Raw genomic sequence first — 18,701 nt, 5'->3', positions numbered from 1 at the left:
TTGCAGGGAGGCTGCTCTTTTTTGTACATAAGTAAGAATAAGTAAGAATTGTATTTATGGCTGAAAACGAAAAAAATTCAAAGTATCTTGTCAATCGCGAAATTTCTTGGCTGCGTTTCAATGACCGCGTCTTAGCTCAAGCCAGAGACATCAGGCACCCGCTGCTGGAGCGGGCGCGTTTCTTGTCGATTACGCAAAAAAATCTTGACGAATGGTTTATGGTTCGACTGGCTTCGATCCATCAAATGGTGCAGCTGCATTTGATAACTCAGGATCCCACTGGTTTAACCCCATCTGCCGAACTGGATTTAATTTCCGCTGCTGCCGGAACACAACTAAAAAAACAGCATTCCCTTTATGCGCGTTCTTTGATTCCGATGCTGGCTAAAAGCGGCGTGAATGTCTTAGCAGTAGCTGATTTGCAGCCTGCTCAATATGCTTGGTTGCAAAATTATTTCGAGCAGGAGATTTTACCAATTCTAACGCCCATGGCTGATGATGGTACGCGGCCTTTTCCTTTTTTATCCAATGATAGTTTGAATTTAGGTATTCGACTAGCAGCTGGCAGCAAGAAGAAAGGCAAAATTGATCGTTATGCCTTTATTCAGGTTCCGAAAAACCTGCAGCGTGTCATTCAGCTGCCTACTGGGGATGGCCAGACATATGTTTTAATCGAAGATACTATTCAGGAATTTATTAGCCTTCTGTTCAATCATTATGATATTCAAGAGGTATCCGCTTTTCATATTCTGCGTGATATGGAGCTGGAAATTGCCGAGGAAGATTCACCCAATCTACTAAAAGAAGTTCAGACACAGCTGAAAAAGCGCGAGCGGGGTCAGGTAATTCGACTGGTTGCTGAAAAACAGATGTCGCGCAAACTGGAAAAACACCTCGAGAAGGCGCTTCCTCTGAATAAGAGACGTGTTTATCGTGTTTCAGGACCTGTGGATTTGGCTTTTTTGGATACTTTGATTAAACAGGTTCAGCGGCCCGAATTGATGTATACACCTTTTAAATCTCGCCTGGCAGGAGATTTGATGGGTTCACGTATTTTTGAAACAATTGCTGACCATGATGTGATTCTGCAGCATCCATATGATGACTACGCGCCTGTGGTCAACTTTATTAATCGGGCAGCTGATGATACCGAGACGATGGCGATTAAAATGACCCTTTATCGCGTGTCAGACCAGTCGCCAATCATCGCGGCTTTGGCACGAGCCGCTGCCAATGGCAAACAAGTGACAGCCTTGGTCGAAGTTAAGGCACGTTTTGATGAAGAAAACAATGTCCATTGGGCCGGAGAATTAGAAAAAGAAGGTGTTCATGTCATTTATGGTTTGCCGAATTTGAAAGTGCATGCCAAAATGGCTTTGGTCGTTAGAAGAGAATTTGGCAAAACGACACGCTATATGCACATCGGAACAGGAAATTATAACGAAATCACAGCCCGTCTTTATACTGATATCTCTTTGTTCACTGCAAACGAACAGTTGGCAGATGATGTGACCCAGATTTTTAATTATTTAACCGGTTATTCAATGCCAAGCGAACTTAAACTAGCTTATATTTCACCCAACGGTATTGCGGCGAGACTGACCGACTTGATTGATCAAGAAGCTGCTCATGCAGCGGCAGGCCAAAGTTCTGGTATCTGGATGAAAGCAAACTCATTAAATGATACCGAGATCATTAATCATTTAGTCGCTGCTGGTCAAGCGGGTGTTCCGATTCATCTGTTAATTAGAGGTATTGAGACCTTAAAACCTGAAATAAAATCAGTCACGAATAAGATTAAAGTTCACTCCATTGTCGGCCGCTTTTTAGAGCATTCGCGTATTTATCGTTTTGCTAACGGGCAGCAGCCATTGACTTACATTGCTAGTGCAGACCTGATGCCTCGAAATCTTTATCGGCGCGTAGAATTGATGGTTCCTATTCTCGACCCCGCCTGTGAAGCTGAGGTAGCGGAAATTTTTGAAACCATGTGGGCTGACACGGTCAACATGTGGAAAATGAAAGCTGATGGCAGTTATATCAAACATTCCAAACGTCGACGAAGTGTTGATAGCCAGCAGCTTTTTCTGGACCATAAATTCGTTTCAGATAAATTTGCTGAGAAATTTATTGGCGATCAATAAGTTACACTGGAGACAAAGGAGGCTTTATGGCAAAATTTGCAGTGATTGATTTGGGATCAAATTCTGTTCGTATGACAATCAGTCAATACGAGAAGGACGGCCAGTATGAGATTTTGGGTCGTTTTCAAGAAATGGTACGGCTATCGGCCGGCATGGGCAAAAAACGTGTTTTGCAGCCCGATGCGATCGACAGGACAATCCAGGCAGTGAAAAATTTCAAAAAAGAAATCGATGCCTACGATGAGATTACTGTGAGAGCAGTTGCTACTGCAGCTGTCCGGCAAGCCTCTAACCAAAAAGAGTTTTTAAGTAAATTTCAAAGTGCCTTGGATCAGCCATTGGAAGTCATTCCTGGCCTGCAAGAGGCGCATTATGACTATTTAGGCATCATTGAAACTTTGCCAATCGAGAATGCTTTGATCTTGGATACTGGCGGTGCTTCGTCGGAAATGGTCATGGTGAGGGATGGACAGGAGATACACGCTGTTTCCCTGCCGGCAGGATCCGTCAATTTGACGGAAACATATCTGGAAAAAGACAAAGTAACGGCTGTCTCATTTTTTAGAGCAATTACAGCTTTACAGCGTCTTTTTACGGATGTCGCTTGGTTGACAGAAGTGCGAAATTTCCCAATTGTGGCTATTGGCGGTTCTAATCGAACGATGGCTAAAATTTCCAGACGCAAGCAGGAAATGATTGGCTTATCGATTCACGGTTATCATTTGCCGGCTACTGAGGCAAATCAAATTTTTGAAGAGGTTTTGTCAAAAAATGCCAAAGAACGCGGTGAAATGCCGGGTCTAGCCAAAGAACGCGCCGATATTATCGTTGGCGGTATGCTGCCTTTGATTAAATTGTTTCAATACATTGATTCTGATCAAGTGATTTTTTCTCAATCTGGTTTGCGCGAGGGTATTCTTTTTGAAGAAATTCAGAAAATTACAGGGCATGAAGTGCAGGATCCTAAGGTTGATGATGATTTAGTCGACACGGAAAACGAAGATATATAAGATAAACCTTATTTATATATCTACAGCATTTGCTGTCCAACTGTGAATGATATTTTGAGGAGCAGATATGCCAGCAATTCAGCATTATACAAAAGAATATATTGATCGGTCTGAGGGGCAGACGCATCTTTTATTAGATCAGGTTCAGTCTAAAGAACAAATTTTCTTGCAAAGTGTGCTTTTGTCTTTGGATCGCCGTTTTGCAAATAGAGCCTTGGATCAGGCGGACAAAATTACTGAAAGCTTTAATTCGCTGATTGAGTTGCGAATTATTAATCAAGCAATTATGGCTGGCCGCCCGATTGTGTTTCCTGATGGTTTTCCCTACGAAAGTGTCCTTTCCTTCAAAAATGGCGACAATGTCTATTTAACGCGTGAAAAATTAATGGCATTTGTTGATTTATTTTTCAAACAATTACGCCAGATATATGGATAATCAGATAGACTCAATGGTCCGAACAACCAGCATTCTCTTGAATTCGGCGGCCATTGTGTCTGCCTGCAGTTAAAAGTGTTCAAGGACTTGGCAAATCGTATTTTACTGATAAAATGTAAGTATGAACTTTTATGAACCAGAAGTTAATAGCGATCAAGTAATTGAAGATAAGATAAATGAGCCGGGACGGCAGGTAATGTTTTTGTCAGCTGACTGGTGCGGCGACTGCAAAGCTATCAAACCCTTCGTCCAAAGCATCAGGGATCACGTCTCGCAGACTGCTAATTGGTTTGACGCCGATCGCGATGCCAATCTTGAGATTGCTAAAGCTCAAGGGCTTCGAGGTATTCCTTCCTTTGTTCTTTTCCAGGATGGCAAACAGCTTTCTCACATCGGAGATGGCGAGCGTTTGACGCCCAAACAAGTCTTAGCCTGGTATGACGCGACTCTTTAATTAAAGTTAACAAATATTTCACAAGCCAAAGAGAATTCTTTGGCTTTTTTTGTTTACATTCGTCTACTTACATGGCATAATTTTGACAATTTACTTTTTAAGGGAGGTAATTTTGGGAATTTTTAAACGATCTTTTCGTCGTGATTCGATTGCACAGTTTGCAAGTGCAGATTCGCACTTAAAACGTGTTTTGGACACAAAAGATTTAGTCGCACTTGGAATTGGGACAGTTATCGGTACTGGTATTTTTATCTTGCCGGGAACTGAAGCAGCACAGCATTCCGGCCCGGCTGTGGCGATCGGCTTTTTGATTGCAGCCATCATTTCCGGTATTTCCGGCATGGCCTATTCAGAATTTGCCAGTGCAATGCCGGTCGCTGGTTCGGCCTACTCGTATGGGTCGGTTGTCTTTGGGCAGGTGGTTGGCTGGTTTTTAGGCTGGTCACTAATTTTGGAGTATTTCTTAGCGACTTCGGCCGTTTCTGTAGGATTTTCGTCCTACTTGGGCGGCTTGTTGCAAACAAATCATATTAAAGGTTTTCAAGCTGTGCTGGCTGGACCCTTTGAAGGCGGTATTATCAACCTGCCGGCCGTGCTGTTATTATTGGTGATCCTTGGGGTTCAGATGATCGGCCTGTCCACGACACGCTGGGTAGAAAATGTTTTCGTTTTGATCAAACTGCTCATTTTGACACTTTTCATTGCCGTGGGTATCTTCTTTATCAAACCGGGTAATTACGTGCCTTTCTATCCAAAAGAATTTCAGACCGGCCTCTTTGGACTTGGGGGCATCTGGGCCAGTACTTCGGGCATCTTCTTTGCTTTCATTGGTTTTGATACCCTGGCGGCACATACAGCTGAAGTTAAAAAACCAAAAACACAAATGGCACGTGGCATTATTTATACGGTCTTGGTTGCTGCGGTTCTCTATACTTTGTTTGCTATTATCTTAACCGGCATGGTTAATTATAAAAACTTGAATGTGAGTGATCCTGCGTCATTTGCCTTCAGTTATGTCAAACAGGGCGGCTTGGCTTCTGTGATTGGCATTGGTTCGATGATTGGCATGTTCACAGGTGTGTTGGCCTTGGTATTTGCTTCATCCCGTCTGATCTACTCATTCGGCCGGGACGGTTTATTACCGAAATTTCTTGGTAAAATCACCGGTAAGCAGCATGTCCCGATGAACTCCCTACTGATTGCTGGTTTGATCGAGATTCTCCTAGCTGGGTTGGTACCTCTTTCAGAATTAGCTTCTTTGATCAATGCTGGCACTTTAGCGGCCTTTGTCTTTGTCAACTTTGGTATCCTGCCGCTTCGACACCGAGCTGATATTGCTAATGCGGATGGTTTTCGAGTCCCTGGTTATCCGATTATTCCGATTATTGGCGGAATTACGAGTTTCTTTTTCATTACGCAGCTGAGGAGCCAGACCTTACTGATGTTTGCGATCTGGACGGTGATTGGCTTGATTATCTATTACGGCTATGGGCTTCATCATTCAAAATTACAGCAGACGAATGCTTGAATTTTAACGCGATATCATGGTAAAATGATATCTTGTTAATGCCCTTTGGCCAAGTTGGTAAGGCAATGGCTTCTGGTGCCATCATGCGCTGGTTCGAGTCCAGCAAGGGCAATTCAAGAGGGATAACCGTCAACGTTGAGTTGGCGGTTTTTGTCGCTATAGGAGTGCCGGCATCTGCTAAGACAAACTGCGTAAACCTGCCGGATCGTGAATATATCGTGTTATTTTATTTTATAATGTGGGCTGAGGGCTTGGTGCAGGCCCTTATGGAATAACTTGCCTTAATACAAGCCCGCCTCTTTGTGGAGGCGGGTCTTTTTGTACTACATTCCGTTGTACCTGACACTGCTTTATCATCCAAAATTCTCTGAGTTGATGAAGCTCTTTCGGGCTGGATACTGCCAGTGCCTTAGCTATCCATTATTTAATCCTAGCTTTTCCAGCAACCGCGATTGAAATCGAGCATCAAGTGGATGATCATTTTCTGTCTAATTATGATCAGGTTCTAAAAATTGCTGATGAGAAAATTTCACGGCAAGTTGCGGGCTCATGAAAAATCAGAAATTAATCCAACCATTTTTAATCACAATCTGAGCTTATTTAATTCTTAAGCCTGTTAAACAGGCTTTTTTGATGACTAATTATTTGTGAAAATATGTTTTTGAAAGCGTTTTATGTAAACGCTTGCAATGGGTATTCGGATCGCTTATGATTACCTTGTAAGCCAATGTTGTACGTACAAGTTAGGAGGGTCATGTGTTCGGATTTGGCAAAAAGAAAAAAGAATTAATTGATGACGAGAAATTATACGCACCTGTCAGCGGGAAAGTGGCCGATCTGGCAACGGTTTCCGATCCGGTTTTTGCTCAAAAAATGATGGGCGAAGGTTTTGCGATTGAACCGGAAGATCCGATTGTCGTTTCACCTGCTGCCGGGACGGTGACTGTGCTTCAACCGCATGCAGTCGGCTTGAAGCGTGCTGATGGTTTAGAAGTGCTTGTCCACATGGGCATTGATACGGTCAGCATGAACGGCAAGCCTTTTAAGCTCTTTGTGAAAGTTGGTGATGTGGTTGCTGGCGGCGATAAATTGGCTCAGGTTGATTGGCCGATGATCAAAGCTGCTGGTTTTCCATTAACCACGATGGTGCTGATTACGAATTCTAAAGATGCGCTGGACACATTTTCGGTTAATTACGGCCCGGCTCAGCAAGGCCAGGAAATTGGCCAGGCGACAAGCAAGTAATTGATGAAAGAAAGGTTATTATGGCAAAACAAGATTATAAAAAATTAGCAGCCGATATCATTGACGGTGTCGGTGGTGCTGATAACGTTGATAAATTAATCCACTGTATTACACGTCTGCGTTTTTACCTGAAGGACCCTAAGAAGGCTGATGCTAACAAGGTCTCTAGTCTGGACGGTATTGCTGGAGCTGTCTATAATGCAGCTTTGGATCAGTTCCAAGTCGTCATTGGACCGGCTGTCACAGATGTTTACGACGAGGTAATTGCCCAGCTGGGTGATCGCGTTGTTGATGAGGACGCAACCAACCAGGCGATCGCAGCCACACAGGCACAAGCAGCCAAGAAACGCCCCACTAATCTCTGGGGATGGATCAAATATGCTTTTCAGGTTTTGATCGGAACAATTACAGGATCAATGATTCCGATTATTGGGTTGCTGGCTGCTTCCGGTATTTTAAAGGGCCTCTTAACCCTGTTTACCTTCAACTTAGGCTGGATTGATGTTAAATCGTCGACTTATATCATTATTAATGCCATGGGCGATTCGACTTTTTATTTCCTGCCGATTCTTGTTGGTTACACCGCAGCCAAACAATTGCGGTCTGATCCGATTGTTGTAGCCGCGATTGCCGGCGTGCTGGTTCACCCGACAATTGCCGCTTTGTGGGCAGCACCTACAAAGGGGATGAGTACGTTGTTCGGTATTCCATTGAATGCCAGCTTGTTCGGTATTCCGATTCATATTCCGCAATACACATACTCGATCTTTCCAATTATTTTCGCAGCTTGGCTGGCAAGGCCGGTTGGCAACTGGTTTAAGAAAGTCTTGCCGCTAAGCTTGCGCTCTATTTTCCAGCCGCTATTTACTTTGTTTATCGTATCGGCCGCTGTGCTGGTACTCTTTGGACCGGTAATTTCACTTATTTCTGCTGGCCTGGCCGCCGTGATCAACTTCTTAGTCACAGCCAACGAAGCCATTGCCGGCTTGGTAATAGGCGGCTTCTATCAGTGCTTGGTTATCTTCGGTCTCCATTGGATGGTTATTCCGTTGATCTCTAATGATATTGCCTCCACTGGTCATTCTGTATTAAATGGTTTGATTAACTTCACGATGATCGCACAAGGTGCCGGTGCATTAGCAGTTTGGGCTAAAAGTAAGAAAGCGGATATCAGAGGTTTGTCATTAGCCGGTGCGCTGTCAGGCTTTGCTGGTGTTACTGAACCCGCTATGTATGGTATTAACTTGAAGTACGGCCGTGTCTTTTGGATGGCCAATGTCGGTAGTGCCGTGGGTGCCTTTGTCGCAGGGCTTTTGAAAATTGATATGTTTGGTTTCACGGGTTCTTGGATCGGTTTTCCATCCTTTTTCTCAAAAACAAATCCGAATAATATTTACATCTTCCTGCTAGCAAGTGCTATTACGACGATTGTATCCTTCTTAGCTGTTTATCTTTGGGGCTTTAAAGACAGTGATGTTGATACAGTCCGCAATGTTGAAAAGAAAAATGTCTTTAAGGATGCGGTTAATTAATTTATGAAGGAAACACAATCTACATTTGCAAATAAAGTTGTTTATCAGGCTTATCCAAAATCATTCAAAGACACTAATGGGGATGGCATCGGTGACCTGCGCGGAATTATTGAAAAACTGCCGTATTTGGCCAAACTAGGTATTGATTATCTATGGCTGAACCCGATTTTTCCTTCGCCGCAACGTGATAATGGCTACGATATTAGCGACTATTGTGCGATTGACCCGGTCTTCGGCACGATGGCTGATTTTGAAGAATTAGTTGCTAAAGCGGCAGAACATCACATCAGCATCATGATGGATATGGTCTTCAATCATACGTCGACGGCACATATTTGGTTTCAAAAAGCTTTAGCTGGTGACAAAAAATATCAGGATTACTACATTCTACGACCAAAAAAAGCTGATGGTTCGGCTCCAACAAGTTGGGAATCAAAATTCGGTGGCAGTGCTTGGGCACCATTCGGTAATACTGATTTGGATTATCTGCATTTATACGATATTTCGCAAGCTGATTTGAATTGGCGGAATCCAGAAGTTATTGCTGAATTAAATAAGGTCCTAGGTTTTTGGCTGGATAAAGGTGCTAAAGCCTTCCGCTTTGATGTGATTAATGTTGTCGGTAAAGACCAGAAGCTTTTGGATGATCCGCATGGCGGCAACGGCAAACCCATGTATACTGATCGCCCGATTGTCCACGAATATCTGCAGAATATGTATCGCGATGTGTTCGCCAAGCATCCAGGAGTTATTACGGTTGGCGAACTGAGTTCGACCACTGTAGAGAATGCTATCGCCTACACGGCAGCTGACAGACATGAATTGTCCATGGCGTTCAGTTTCCACCACTTAAAGGTGGATTATGAGAACGGCAATAAATGGACGAAAATACCTTATGATTTCGAGAAACTGCGTCATATCCTCCACGAATGGGGTAAGGGGCTTTCTGACGGCGGCGGCTGGCCGGCTTGGTTTTGGAACAATCATGATCAGCCGCGGGCGATTAACCGTTTCATCAAAAACCCTCAGTATTATCATCTTGGCGCGGCGATGCTGGCAGCTGCCATTCATCTGAATCGCGGCACACCCTATATTTATATGGGTGAAGAAATCGGTATGACCGATCCTGATTTTAAATCGATGGCCGATTATGTCGATGTCGAGTCTCAAAATGCTTATCAGGAGCTTCTGGATAAGGGGGTAAGTGCTGATGAGGCCTTTGCGATCGTCAAAAGCAAGTCTCGCGATAATGCTCGGATTCCGATGCAGTGGAATACAGAAAAGTATGCTGGTTTTTCTGATCACAAGCCATGGCTGGCCAATGGCGATTTCCAGCAGATTAATGTTGCCAAGGATTTGGCCGACCCTCAAGGGCTTTTCCAATTTTATCAGCGTTTGATTGCTTTAAGAAAACAGGAACCTGTGATCGCATTAGGCGATTATCAGCCAATGTTTGCTGACCTAGCTGAGGTCTATGCTTTTAAACGACAGCTGCAAGATCAGTACCTGCTGGTTATCACTCACTTTGGCGAAAAAGCTGTCACGGTCGATTTGCCCAAAGAGGCCCAATCAGGAAGCCTGCTTCTGGCCAATTATTCAGATAGCAGAATGGCTGACAAGTTTGTCCTGCGCCCTTATGAAGTTATTGCAGTTAAATATTGATTATAAAAACCCAGTCTTTGCAACTGGGTTTTAGTTTGTCTTTTGACGCCTAGAAAATTCGTTAAATTGAAATTTATCTGGGCGATGACGGCTGATCGTGTGCTGAAAATAAGTTGTATCGGCTAAATGGACACGGCTTTCAATTTGAATCAGTCTATTTTCGTATTTCGGCAGGTCCGGCATCAACTTGCGGTCTGCGTCAGTTATTAGCGTGGCGGTAACGGATTTTTCAGCGTAGGCAATCTTCAAGCCGATTTGGTTTTCCAAATAGTCGTAGATCGAGGCAGCGGCGATTTCAGGTGTTAATTTGCTGACGATTTTTTGGTCAAAGTAATCTTCATCGATCACGCTTGGAGAGCCATCGATGGATCGAACGCGAACAACATGATAAAGCCTGCTGCCTATCGGAAATGCAGTTAATTTATGATTAGCCGTTGTGGATTGTATTTCCTCAAAAACCACAACCTTTGTGCTGGCATTGAGTTTTTGGCCTTCCTTGAGTTCTTGAAAACTGGTCAAACCGGAAATAGGAAAATTAATCAGATTATGATGCAAGACTTGCGAGCCGCGCCCATGCCGCTTTTGAATATAGCCATCTTCACCAAGCCGTAATAGTGCTTTTCGAATTGTATCCCGCGAGCAGTCGAAACGATCGGCCATTTTGCATTCGCTGGGCAAAAAGGAATCTATCGGATATTTATTTTGGATAATTTCTGTTTTCAATTGTTGATAAATTTCTATGTAACGCGCGGCCATATTATCTTTATCAGTTTTTAAGGAGCTGATTTCCGTTTTCAATTATACTGGAAAAAATCGTATTCCAGCAATTGTAAACCATACCTGTCTCACGTTGGACAAATTTTGTCATTATTTCGTAAATTTATTTGATTCTGCCGCGTTTTCGTGGTTATAATAAAGGAATTTTATTTTCAACATGAATTGAGAAGGAGAGGAGCATTAAAACATGATTTTAAAAACCAGAGGACGCGCAGCTTTAATGACAGCGTTGTTAATTGCCGGCGTGAGTGTGTCAGCAGCAGTACCACTAGCAGCACAAGCAAAAGCGAGGCCGCCATTGTACTTTTCTATGCCGACTGATTTGACGACGATGGACACGGCTTTGATGACTGATGCCTATGCGGACCAAATTGCGATTAACGTACAGGAAGGCCTATTGAGCCGTCAAGCAAATGGCCAAATTAAGGCTGGCTTGGCTGAAAAATGGTCGCATAGCAGCGATGGCAAAACATGGACTTTTAAATTACGGAAGGGACTCAAATGGTCAAACGGGGACAAGTTGACAGCGTCCGACTTTGTCTTTGCCTGGCGGCGAATCGTCAATCCGAAGACCGGCAGTCAAGCGGCCTATAAATTCTCAGGAATCAAGAATGCCGATGCCATTCAAGCGGGCAAGATGTCAGCTAGTTCGTTGGGCGTTCGCGCTAAAGACAGCCGGACTTTTGTTGTTGAGTTGGATCATCCGATGCCGCAATTCGAGCTGGAAATGGCAGCACCACAATTTTTTGCTCAGAATCCTAAAGTGGCGCGCCAATACGGCAAACAACTCGGTACGGCTTCAAATAAGCAGGTTTATGACGGCCCTTATCGTTTGGTCGGTTGGAATGGCACCAATGGCTCATTCAATCTGATTAAAAATAGCAACTATTGGGATCAAAAGCACGTTAAGACGGATAAAGTCGTCGAGACAGTCGTGAAAGAGCCTACAGCAGCTATTGGACTATATAAGAGGGGTCGTTTGGATTTGGCACCACTTGGCTCCCAACAGGCTGTTGCAGCTAATAAGAACCGGTCTGATTTTAAGACCTATGACGGAAATGCCAGTTTTTACCTGGAATTCAACCAGACTGGCAAGACAAAAGGACTGACTAATCGTAATATTCGTCTGGCCTTGAGCCGGTCGATTGACCGTCAGGCGATTGCTGATCAAATATCCGGCGGTATGTATAAGGCAGCCACAGGGCTTGTACCTGTCGGGGCTGGCGGTAAAACGGCTGATGGCAAAGATTTTGGGACTGCTGTGCGTAAACAGACAGGACGTTACTATCAATACAATATCAAGCAGGCTAAAAAGTTGTTCAAAAAGGGAATGAAGCAGGCCGGTTTGACGAGTTTGTCCCTTTCTGTAGAAGCGACAGCTGAAAATCCTGTTTCTAAGCCTGAAGTTGATTACCTGCAGCAGGCTTGGCAGCAGCTTGGAAACGTCAAGGTGTCTGAAAAATTTGTACCTTTCCAGCAGCGTCTGCAAGATCAACAGAATCAGAATTTTGATGTGATGGTCGCAGGTTGGTCATCTGATTATTCTGAGCCGACTGGTTATCTGACTTTGTTTACAAATAATGGCACAAACAATGATGGCAAGTGGCAGTCAAAGACTTATACAGATGCCTTTAATCGGGCTATGGATCAAGATGCTTTGAACAGCAAAGCCAGGACGAAAGATGAAGTTGATGCCGAAGTCGCCTTAGCCAAGGATGCCGGTGCAGCACCAGTTTATTGGAATGCTTATCCGAGCTTGGTTAATCCGAAATTGAAGGGGCTGCAGAACTTTAATTCTGGTGATTCCTTCTACTACAAGTACGCTTATGTTAAGAAATAATTTTAGGTATTAAAAAAGCGGTTTTCTTAGGAAAACCGCTTTTGTTTTATTCGGATTTGATGTAATTAACACCATCTGCCTTTGGTGCTCGCGTCTTACCAAAGAAGATTGTCAAGATGATGATTGTTAGCACGTAAGGGAAAATCTGCAGCCAGACCGACGGTACCTGATTGATTAAAGGAATTTGTGCGCCGATAACCGATAAGGACTGTGATAGGCCGAAGAACATCGCTGCAAGCATGGCACCAATCGGATTCCAGCGGCCAAAAATCATCGCAGCCATCGAAATAAATCCTTGACCAGCAATCGTTGAAACGGCAAAGTTCAGCGCAATCGATTCGGCGTAAAGGGCACCGCCAATACCGCCAAGCAGGCCGGAAATCAGAACCCCTTCGTAACGCAGCCGGGCAACGTTCAGGCCCAAAGTATCAGCAGCCTGAGGATTTTCACCGACTGACCTGAGTCGCAAGCCGAAACGTGTTTTATAGATGATGTAAAAAGTTAAGAAAGCAACCAAGATAGAAAGCAGGGCTGGATAGCTTGTGTTATGGAAGAAAAGGCGGCCTAGAATCGGAATGCGATCCAGCAAAGGAATATCGGAATAACCAAAACTCTGGCTAATCTGGTCTGTCTGTCCTTTGCCATAGATAACCTTGATTAAAAAGACACCCAAGGCCGGCGCAATCAGATTGATAACCGTACCGGAAACGATATGGTCCGCACGCAAAGTAACTGTGGCAAGAGCATGCAGCCAAGCAATAGCCAAACCGACAATGGCACCAACTACCAAACCCAGCCAAGGTGTTAATTGCCCAAGACTATTGCCAAAAGACAAGTTGAAAACAATCGAACTGAAAGCACCCATGGTCATAATGCCTTCAAGGCCAACGTTGACCACGCCGCCTCTTTCAGAAAAAGTCCCGCCGATTGCTGTAAAAGCCAAAGGAGCCGAGTAGATGATGGTGGTACTAATTAGCAAGGCCAAAATTGATAGGATATTCATGCTTGTGCCTCCTCAGTCTGGTTTGTTTTCTTAGGTTTTTTACCCTTAGGACCTTTTCCAGAACCGGCAGAGGCTGCATCAGCTGCCTTGATCTTTTTAATCAGGAGCTGAATCAAATAGCTGGAACCAACAAAGAAAATAATCAAGGCGATGACAATCGAAACGAGTTCGGTTGGCACACCCGAGATGTTAGGCATACCGGAACCGCCAACTGTCAGGGCTGAGAATAAAGCCGCTGCCAGGATGACACCGATAAAGGAACCGGATCCTAACAGAGCAACCGCCATGCCGTTAAAGCCTGTCTCTGGTGTCGAGTTTTGAACAAAGACGTTGCCATAATGGCCCAAGCCTTCAGTCACACCGCCCAAACCGGCTAAGGCGCCAGACAGTGTCATTGCCCAGATCTGTGTTGCTTTTTCGTTAATGCCAGCATACTTGGCCGCGTCAGCGTTTTTACCAACAGCTTCAATTGAGAAACCAAAGGTTGTTTTTTTCATGATGAACCAGACTAGGATTGTCACGATCACGGCGATAAAGATACCTGCAGAAATGGAGGATTGATTGGTTAAATCCGACAGCCACTTCATTGCAATGCTGCCATGATCACCGACTTGGTTAGTCGAATCAGTTGTCTGTCTGATGGCCTTTGGAAAAGATGTGATTGCGCTATTGCCAAGGTAGAGAATAACGTAGTTCAGCATAATCGTAATAATGACTTCAGATGCACCGAATTTCGCACGCAGGTAGCCCGGAATCAAGCCAGAAATGCCGCCAAGTATCACACCGAATAGGGTTGCGCCGATAATAATCAAGAAATTTGGTAATTGTGGGAAGGTTAGTGCAAACCAAACGCTCCCTACCCAAGCGGCGTAGAGCTGGCCGGACATACCAATGTTGAAAAAACCAGCCTGTTGCGCAACTAAAAAGGATAAACCGGTCAAAATAAGCGGCGTCATCTGTGAGAAAATTTCACCGATATTTTGTGGCGTACCAAAGGCTGTTGCAATTAAAGACCCATATCCACTGAAGGGATTGTAGCCGAAGATCAGCATAATGATGGCACCGGCAACTAATCCGAAAACAACAGATAGAACCGCAATCAATGCTTTGTTGTTAGTTTGTGTCATTATTTGGCCTCCGCTTTGGTTGCTGATAGTTCCTGTCTTGCTTTTTGCAGGCTCATGCCCGTCATCATAAGGCCCAGTTCTTCCTTACTTGTCTCTTTGGCATCAACGGTACCGATAATTTTGCCGGACGAAATAACGGCGATTTTATCAGCTAAATCTAAGATTTCATCAAGTTCGAAGCTGACCAGCAAAACAGCTTTACCAAGATCTCTTTGTGAAACGAGCTGTTTATGAATATATTCAATCGCACCGACATCTAGTCCACGAGTTGGCTGAGCGGCGATGACAATCTTTGATTTTCTGGATAATTCACGAGCTAAAACGGCTTTTTGCTGATTACCGCCAGAAAGAGCCCCAGCTGGTTCTTCAATAGAAGTAATTTTCACATCGAATTGATCGACTAGTTTGCGTGCATGGTCTGCGATAGCTTTCCATTGGAGGACGCCCATTTTGGCATAAGGCGACTCATAATAATTTTGGATGACCATGTTGTAAGCAAGAGACATGTTGACTTCCAGACCGTGGCGTAAACGATCTTCAGGAATATGCGCGGTACCGGATTGAATAATTTTCCGAGGAGATTTATTCGTAATGTCTTTGCCATCCAGTGTGACCTTACCGGATTGTATATGAGTCAGGCCTGTAATTGCTTGAACCAACTCTGTTTGACCATTACCATCGATGCCCGCAACACCAATGATTTCACCCGCATGGATATCCAGAGATAAGTCGTTGACTTTGGTGACGCCTTCAGCGTTTTGAACAGTTAGATGTTCAATATCAAGAATGCTTTTGCCAACTTGGGCCGGCTTTTTTTCTGTCGTAAAGGAGACTTTGCGGCCAACCATTTTTTCAGCCAATGTGACAGCAGAAACATTTTTTGCATCAAAGGTCTCATAAGATTTACCGGCACGAATGACTGTCACGCGATCGGCGGCCTGTCTGATTTCTTCCAGCTTATGTGTGATCAGAATAATTGCCTTGCCTTCGGCTGCCAGATTTTTCATAATCGCAATTAATTCCTGAATTTCTTGCGGAGTCAAAACGGCAGTAGGTTCGTCAAAAATTAGGACATCGGCTTGACGATAGAGTGTTTTGAGAATTTCAACACGCTGCTGCTGGCCGACTGAAATATCGGCTGTTAAAGCTTCTGGATCGACAGCCAGCTTATATTTGTCAACGAGCTCTTGAATTCTTTTCTTGGCTGCTTTTAAATCCAAGGACATGCCCTTAGTTGTCTCAGCACCAAGGATAATGTTTTCGGCGACTGTGAAGGCATCAACCAGCATAAAATGCTGGTGGACCATACCAATACCGAGTTTGGCCGCCGCCGCCGGATCTTTGATGGTGATTTTTTTACCGCGCAAAAAAATCTCGCCAGAGGTCGGCTGCAGCAGACCTGACAAGATATTCATTAACGTAGACTTTCCAGCACCGTTTTCGCCAAGCAAAGCGTGAATTTCGCCTGCTCTCACATCAAGGTTGATATCATCATTGGCCGCGAAATCGCCGAATTTTTTGACAATGTGCTTCATTTCGATTGCAGGAATGTCCTGCTGGGTTTGATTTACCATGCTTTCCTCGTGTCTCCCCAATATGTAGGCTCACCGCCATTAAGCGATGAGCAGGATTAATCTTATTGTACCGAAGCGTAAGACTTTGGATGAACAGGTACCTTAATTGCACCTGATTCGATCCGCTTCTGCTGTGCTTGGACAGCTTGCCAAACGTTGGCACTCATTGAATCTCTTGCTAGATAAACACCATTCTGCTTGAAACCGAAGGTAACAACTTTGCCACCAGGGAACTTGCCGTTTTGTGCTTGCTTTGCAATATCGATAACGGACTGTCCGACTTCCTTAACAGCTGAAGCCAAAGTGAAATTCGACTTGCTACCGTTTTTGTCGGTGTAAGCGCCATCGGCCTTTTGGTCACGGTCAACACCGATGACCCAAACTTTATTAGCTGCTGTGTTTCTCTGGTTCAAAGCTTTCGCTTCAGCAAAGACACCGTTACCAGTACCACCGGCAGCTGTAAAGATCACATCATCACCATTGGCGTACATTGCAGAAGCGATCGTACGGCCTTGGGCTGCATTTGCGAACGAGTTCGCATATTGAACATCAATACGGATATTTTTGTTGACAGACTTAGCACCTGCAACATAACCGGCCTGGAACGTATCGATGACGTCACCCTTAACACCACCGATAAAGCCGATCTTTTGAGTCTTTGAAGCTGTTGCTGCTGCCACACCGGCCAGGTATGAAGACTGTTCGGTCTGGAATGTTACTGAAACGACGTTTTTAACATTTGGAATGACATCATCGATGATGGCATAGTTAACTTTGGGGTTTTGTTGAGCAGACTGCTTAATAACTGTTTCCAAAGAGAAACCAATTCCGATAATGGTATTGAACTTAGCCTGAACGGCTGAGTTAATATTTGGCCTATAATCAGATTCATCATTACTCTGGAAATAGTTATATCCGCCATTTCCTCTGGATAAACCTGCACTCTTACCATATTTCTGCAATCCTTCCCATGCAGACTGGTTAAATGAGTGATCATCAATACCACCGGTATCAGTGATAATAGCAACCGATCTCTTTCCAGCTGCGTTGTTAGTGCCTGATTTGCCGTTATTCACGCCAAAGTAAACACCAACCGCTGCGATGATTACGACGACTATTCCAACAATAGTCCAACGAAAACGATTCATAAAACTCTCCTAAACTTTTTTGCTAAATCTTCACACTAATAGCGTTTTGTCCAAAAATATTCGGATTACCACCCTAAACGCGTTATCAATTAGCTTAAATGTAGAATAGCCCAAAAATACACGAACGTTATTTTTTTTGTCTTTTTTTCCAAAAAATCCAATCTTTTTTATAGATGATAAAAAGTACTGAAAACCATTGCTGTATAGCGGTTATTTGCCGGCCCAAGAAATGTCTGATTCGGCCTTGCTATGAGTAAAAAATTTGAAAAGAGAGATGTAAAAGCTTTGACAATTCTAAAAAGTTCGGAAAAAGATAACGCAGAATATTAAAATATTCTTAATGAATAAATTTGAAAGGCATAACGAACTCGACAAAACAATTTTAGTCTCTGATATTCATGAGAATTGGCAGGCATTAAAAAAAATAACCCAGCTGCCGGAATTTGGCCAGGATGGCTATACGCTCATTTTCCTCGGTGATTACACCGACAGCAACGGCGATAATTTACATGAACCGATCAAGGTCATTGACTTCATCATGGACCAGGTTGAACATCATGGCGCGCTGGCTATTCACGGCAATCATGACGATATGCTGTATGGCACAGCACTTGGGGATTCGGATAAGTTTTTTAATTGGGGCAGGAACGGTATTTTAGGCAGTCAGGAACGTCTCGGCTTGACGCCCAACGATATTAATATAGAGCTGACCAAAGAAGAACTGAACGAGAAATACGCACATTATATTGATTTTTTGGATAGAATTCCATATGGCATCGAAGACCAGCAGCGTTTGTTTGTCCATGCGGGCCTTGATTGGAGCAAACAGGATTATCACGACACTGCCATCGAGGACTTGATCTGGATTCGCGAACCTTATCTTTTTAGCAGCGGCATGAAGGCGTATCTGGAAGATCCTAAAAAAAGAGGAACGGTTGATTCTGTCTGGCATCGTAATCAGACAGATAAAGTGATTGTGACGGGACATACACCGACTTTTCTGCTGACTGGCAACAGCCGCAACCCGATCGCAGCCATGCAGCACGATGATAGCGATCGTGTCCGTTATGACATTGACGGTGGATCGCATTCCGCTTCGATAGAGGCAGCTTTGAATGTTTTGATCTTAGCAAAAGATGGCAGCGAAATCCGCCGGACACGCTTAGTTGCTTAATTAGCCGAAAGGCTTTTTTATTTACTTTTCATATGCTAATATGAGCA

General features: G+C 44.0%; 15 protein-coding genes and 1 tRNA gene. 11 read left to right on the top strand and 5 right to left on the bottom strand.

Features of this window, described 5'->3' with window-relative positions; translation table 11 throughout:
* The first annotated feature begins 56 nt into the window (after nt 1-56).
* From ppk1 to treC, 9 genes are all read left to right on the top strand, one after another.
* Nucleotides 57-2,144: a polyphosphate kinase 1 gene (ppk1, locus tag OKIT_RS00880; protein ID WP_007744488.1), complete on the top strand. Its 2,088-nt coding sequence runs from the start codon at nt 57-59 to the stop codon at nt 2,142-2,144.
* A gap of 26 nt (nt 2,145-2,170) precedes the next feature.
* On the top strand, nt 2,171-3,154 hold the full coding sequence (locus OKIT_RS00875) for a Ppx/GppA family phosphatase (RefSeq protein WP_007744487.1): 984 nt from the start codon (nt 2,171-2,173) through the stop codon (nt 3,152-3,154).
* Between the two features lie 67 nt (nt 3,155-3,221).
* Nucleotides 3,222-3,590 carry a hypothetical protein gene (locus tag OKIT_RS00870; protein ID WP_007744486.1) on the top strand — a complete coding sequence of 123 codons (369 nt, stop codon included), beginning with the start codon at nt 3,222-3,224 and terminating at the stop codon, nt 3,588-3,590.
* 121 nt (nt 3,591-3,711) lie between these two features.
* A complete protein-coding gene (locus OKIT_RS00865) occupies nt 3,712-4,044 on the top strand; it encodes a thioredoxin family protein (RefSeq protein WP_007744485.1) in 333 nt (110 codons plus the stop codon).
* 112 nt (nt 4,045-4,156) lie between these two features.
* Nucleotides 4,157-5,572 carry an APC family permease gene (locus OKIT_RS00860; protein ID WP_007744477.1) on the top strand — a complete coding sequence of 472 codons (1,416 nt, stop codon included), beginning with the start codon at nt 4,157-4,159 and terminating at the stop codon, nt 5,570-5,572.
* 39 nt (nt 5,573-5,611) lie between these two features.
* A tRNA-Gln gene (locus tag OKIT_RS00855) sits at nt 5,612-5,684 on the top strand.
* A gap of 644 nt (nt 5,685-6,328) precedes the next feature.
* Nucleotides 6,329-6,817, top strand: a complete 489-nt coding sequence (locus OKIT_RS00850) for a PTS sugar transporter subunit IIA (RefSeq protein ID WP_007744476.1) — start codon at nt 6,329-6,331, stop codon at nt 6,815-6,817.
* Nucleotides 6,818-6,837: 20 nt separating this feature from the next.
* A complete protein-coding gene (locus tag OKIT_RS00845) occupies nt 6,838-8,349 on the top strand; it encodes a PTS transporter subunit EIIC (protein ID WP_007744475.1) in 1,512 nt (503 codons plus the stop codon).
* A gap of 3 nt (nt 8,350-8,352) precedes the next feature.
* Nucleotides 8,353-10,011 (top strand): alpha,alpha-phosphotrehalase, encoded by a 1,659-nt coding sequence (treC, locus tag OKIT_RS00840; protein WP_007744473.1) that lies wholly within the window; start codon nt 8,353-8,355, stop codon nt 10,009-10,011.
* Nucleotides 10,012-10,041: 30 nt separating this feature from the next.
* On the opposite strand, the gene treR is transcribed toward treC, so the two are convergent.
* Complete coding sequence (treR, locus tag OKIT_RS00835) at nt 10,042-10,767, bottom strand: trehalose operon repressor (RefSeq protein ID WP_028291801.1); 726 nt, start codon at nt 10,765-10,767, stop codon at nt 10,042-10,044.
* 208 nt (nt 10,768-10,975) lie between these two features.
* On the opposite strand from treR, the gene OKIT_RS00830 reads away from it, so the two are divergent.
* A complete protein-coding gene (locus OKIT_RS00830; protein ID WP_007744470.1) occupies nt 10,976-12,628 on the top strand; it encodes a peptide ABC transporter substrate-binding protein in 1,653 nt (550 codons plus the stop codon).
* 46 nt (nt 12,629-12,674) lie between these two features.
* On the opposite strand, the gene OKIT_RS00825 is transcribed toward OKIT_RS00830, so the two are convergent.
* The 4 genes from OKIT_RS00825 to OKIT_RS00810 all read right to left on the bottom strand — a co-directional run bounded on the left by OKIT_RS00825 (nt 12,675) and on the right by OKIT_RS00810 (nt 17,480).
* Nucleotides 12,675-13,631: an ABC transporter permease gene (locus OKIT_RS00825; RefSeq protein ID WP_007744468.1), complete on the bottom strand. Its 957-nt coding sequence runs from the start codon at nt 13,629-13,631 to the stop codon at nt 12,675-12,677.
* Nucleotides 13,628-14,758 (bottom strand): ABC transporter permease, encoded by a 1,131-nt coding sequence (locus tag OKIT_RS00820; RefSeq protein ID WP_007744466.1) that lies wholly within the window; start codon nt 14,756-14,758, stop codon nt 13,628-13,630. The genes OKIT_RS00825 and OKIT_RS00820 overlap by 4 nt, the downstream gene beginning before the upstream one ends.
* On the bottom strand, nt 14,758-16,332 hold the full coding sequence (locus OKIT_RS00815) for an ABC transporter ATP-binding protein (RefSeq protein WP_007744463.1): 1,575 nt from the start codon (nt 16,330-16,332) through the stop codon (nt 14,758-14,760). The genes OKIT_RS00820 and OKIT_RS00815 overlap by 1 nt, the downstream gene beginning before the upstream one ends.
* 62 nt (nt 16,333-16,394) lie before the next feature.
* Nucleotides 16,395-17,480 carry a BMP family lipoprotein gene (locus tag OKIT_RS00810; protein WP_007744461.1) on the bottom strand — a complete coding sequence of 362 codons (1,086 nt, stop codon included), beginning with the start codon at nt 17,478-17,480 and terminating at the stop codon, nt 16,395-16,397.
* A 340-nt stretch (nt 17,481-17,820) separates the two neighbouring features.
* Between OKIT_RS00810 and OKIT_RS00805 the strand changes: the two genes are divergently transcribed.
* Nucleotides 17,821-18,654 carry a metallophosphoesterase gene (locus OKIT_RS00805; RefSeq protein ID WP_007744459.1) on the top strand — a complete coding sequence of 278 codons (834 nt, stop codon included), beginning with the start codon at nt 17,821-17,823 and terminating at the stop codon, nt 18,652-18,654.
* Nucleotides 18,655-18,701 lie beyond the last annotated feature (47 nt).

Origin of the sequence: Oenococcus kitaharae DSM 17330 (assembly GCF_000241055.1) — a bacterium.
GTDB lineage: Bacteria > Bacillota > Bacilli > Lactobacillales > Lactobacillaceae > Oenococcus > Oenococcus kitaharae.
This window is presented reverse-complemented; position numbering and strand designations above follow the sequence as displayed.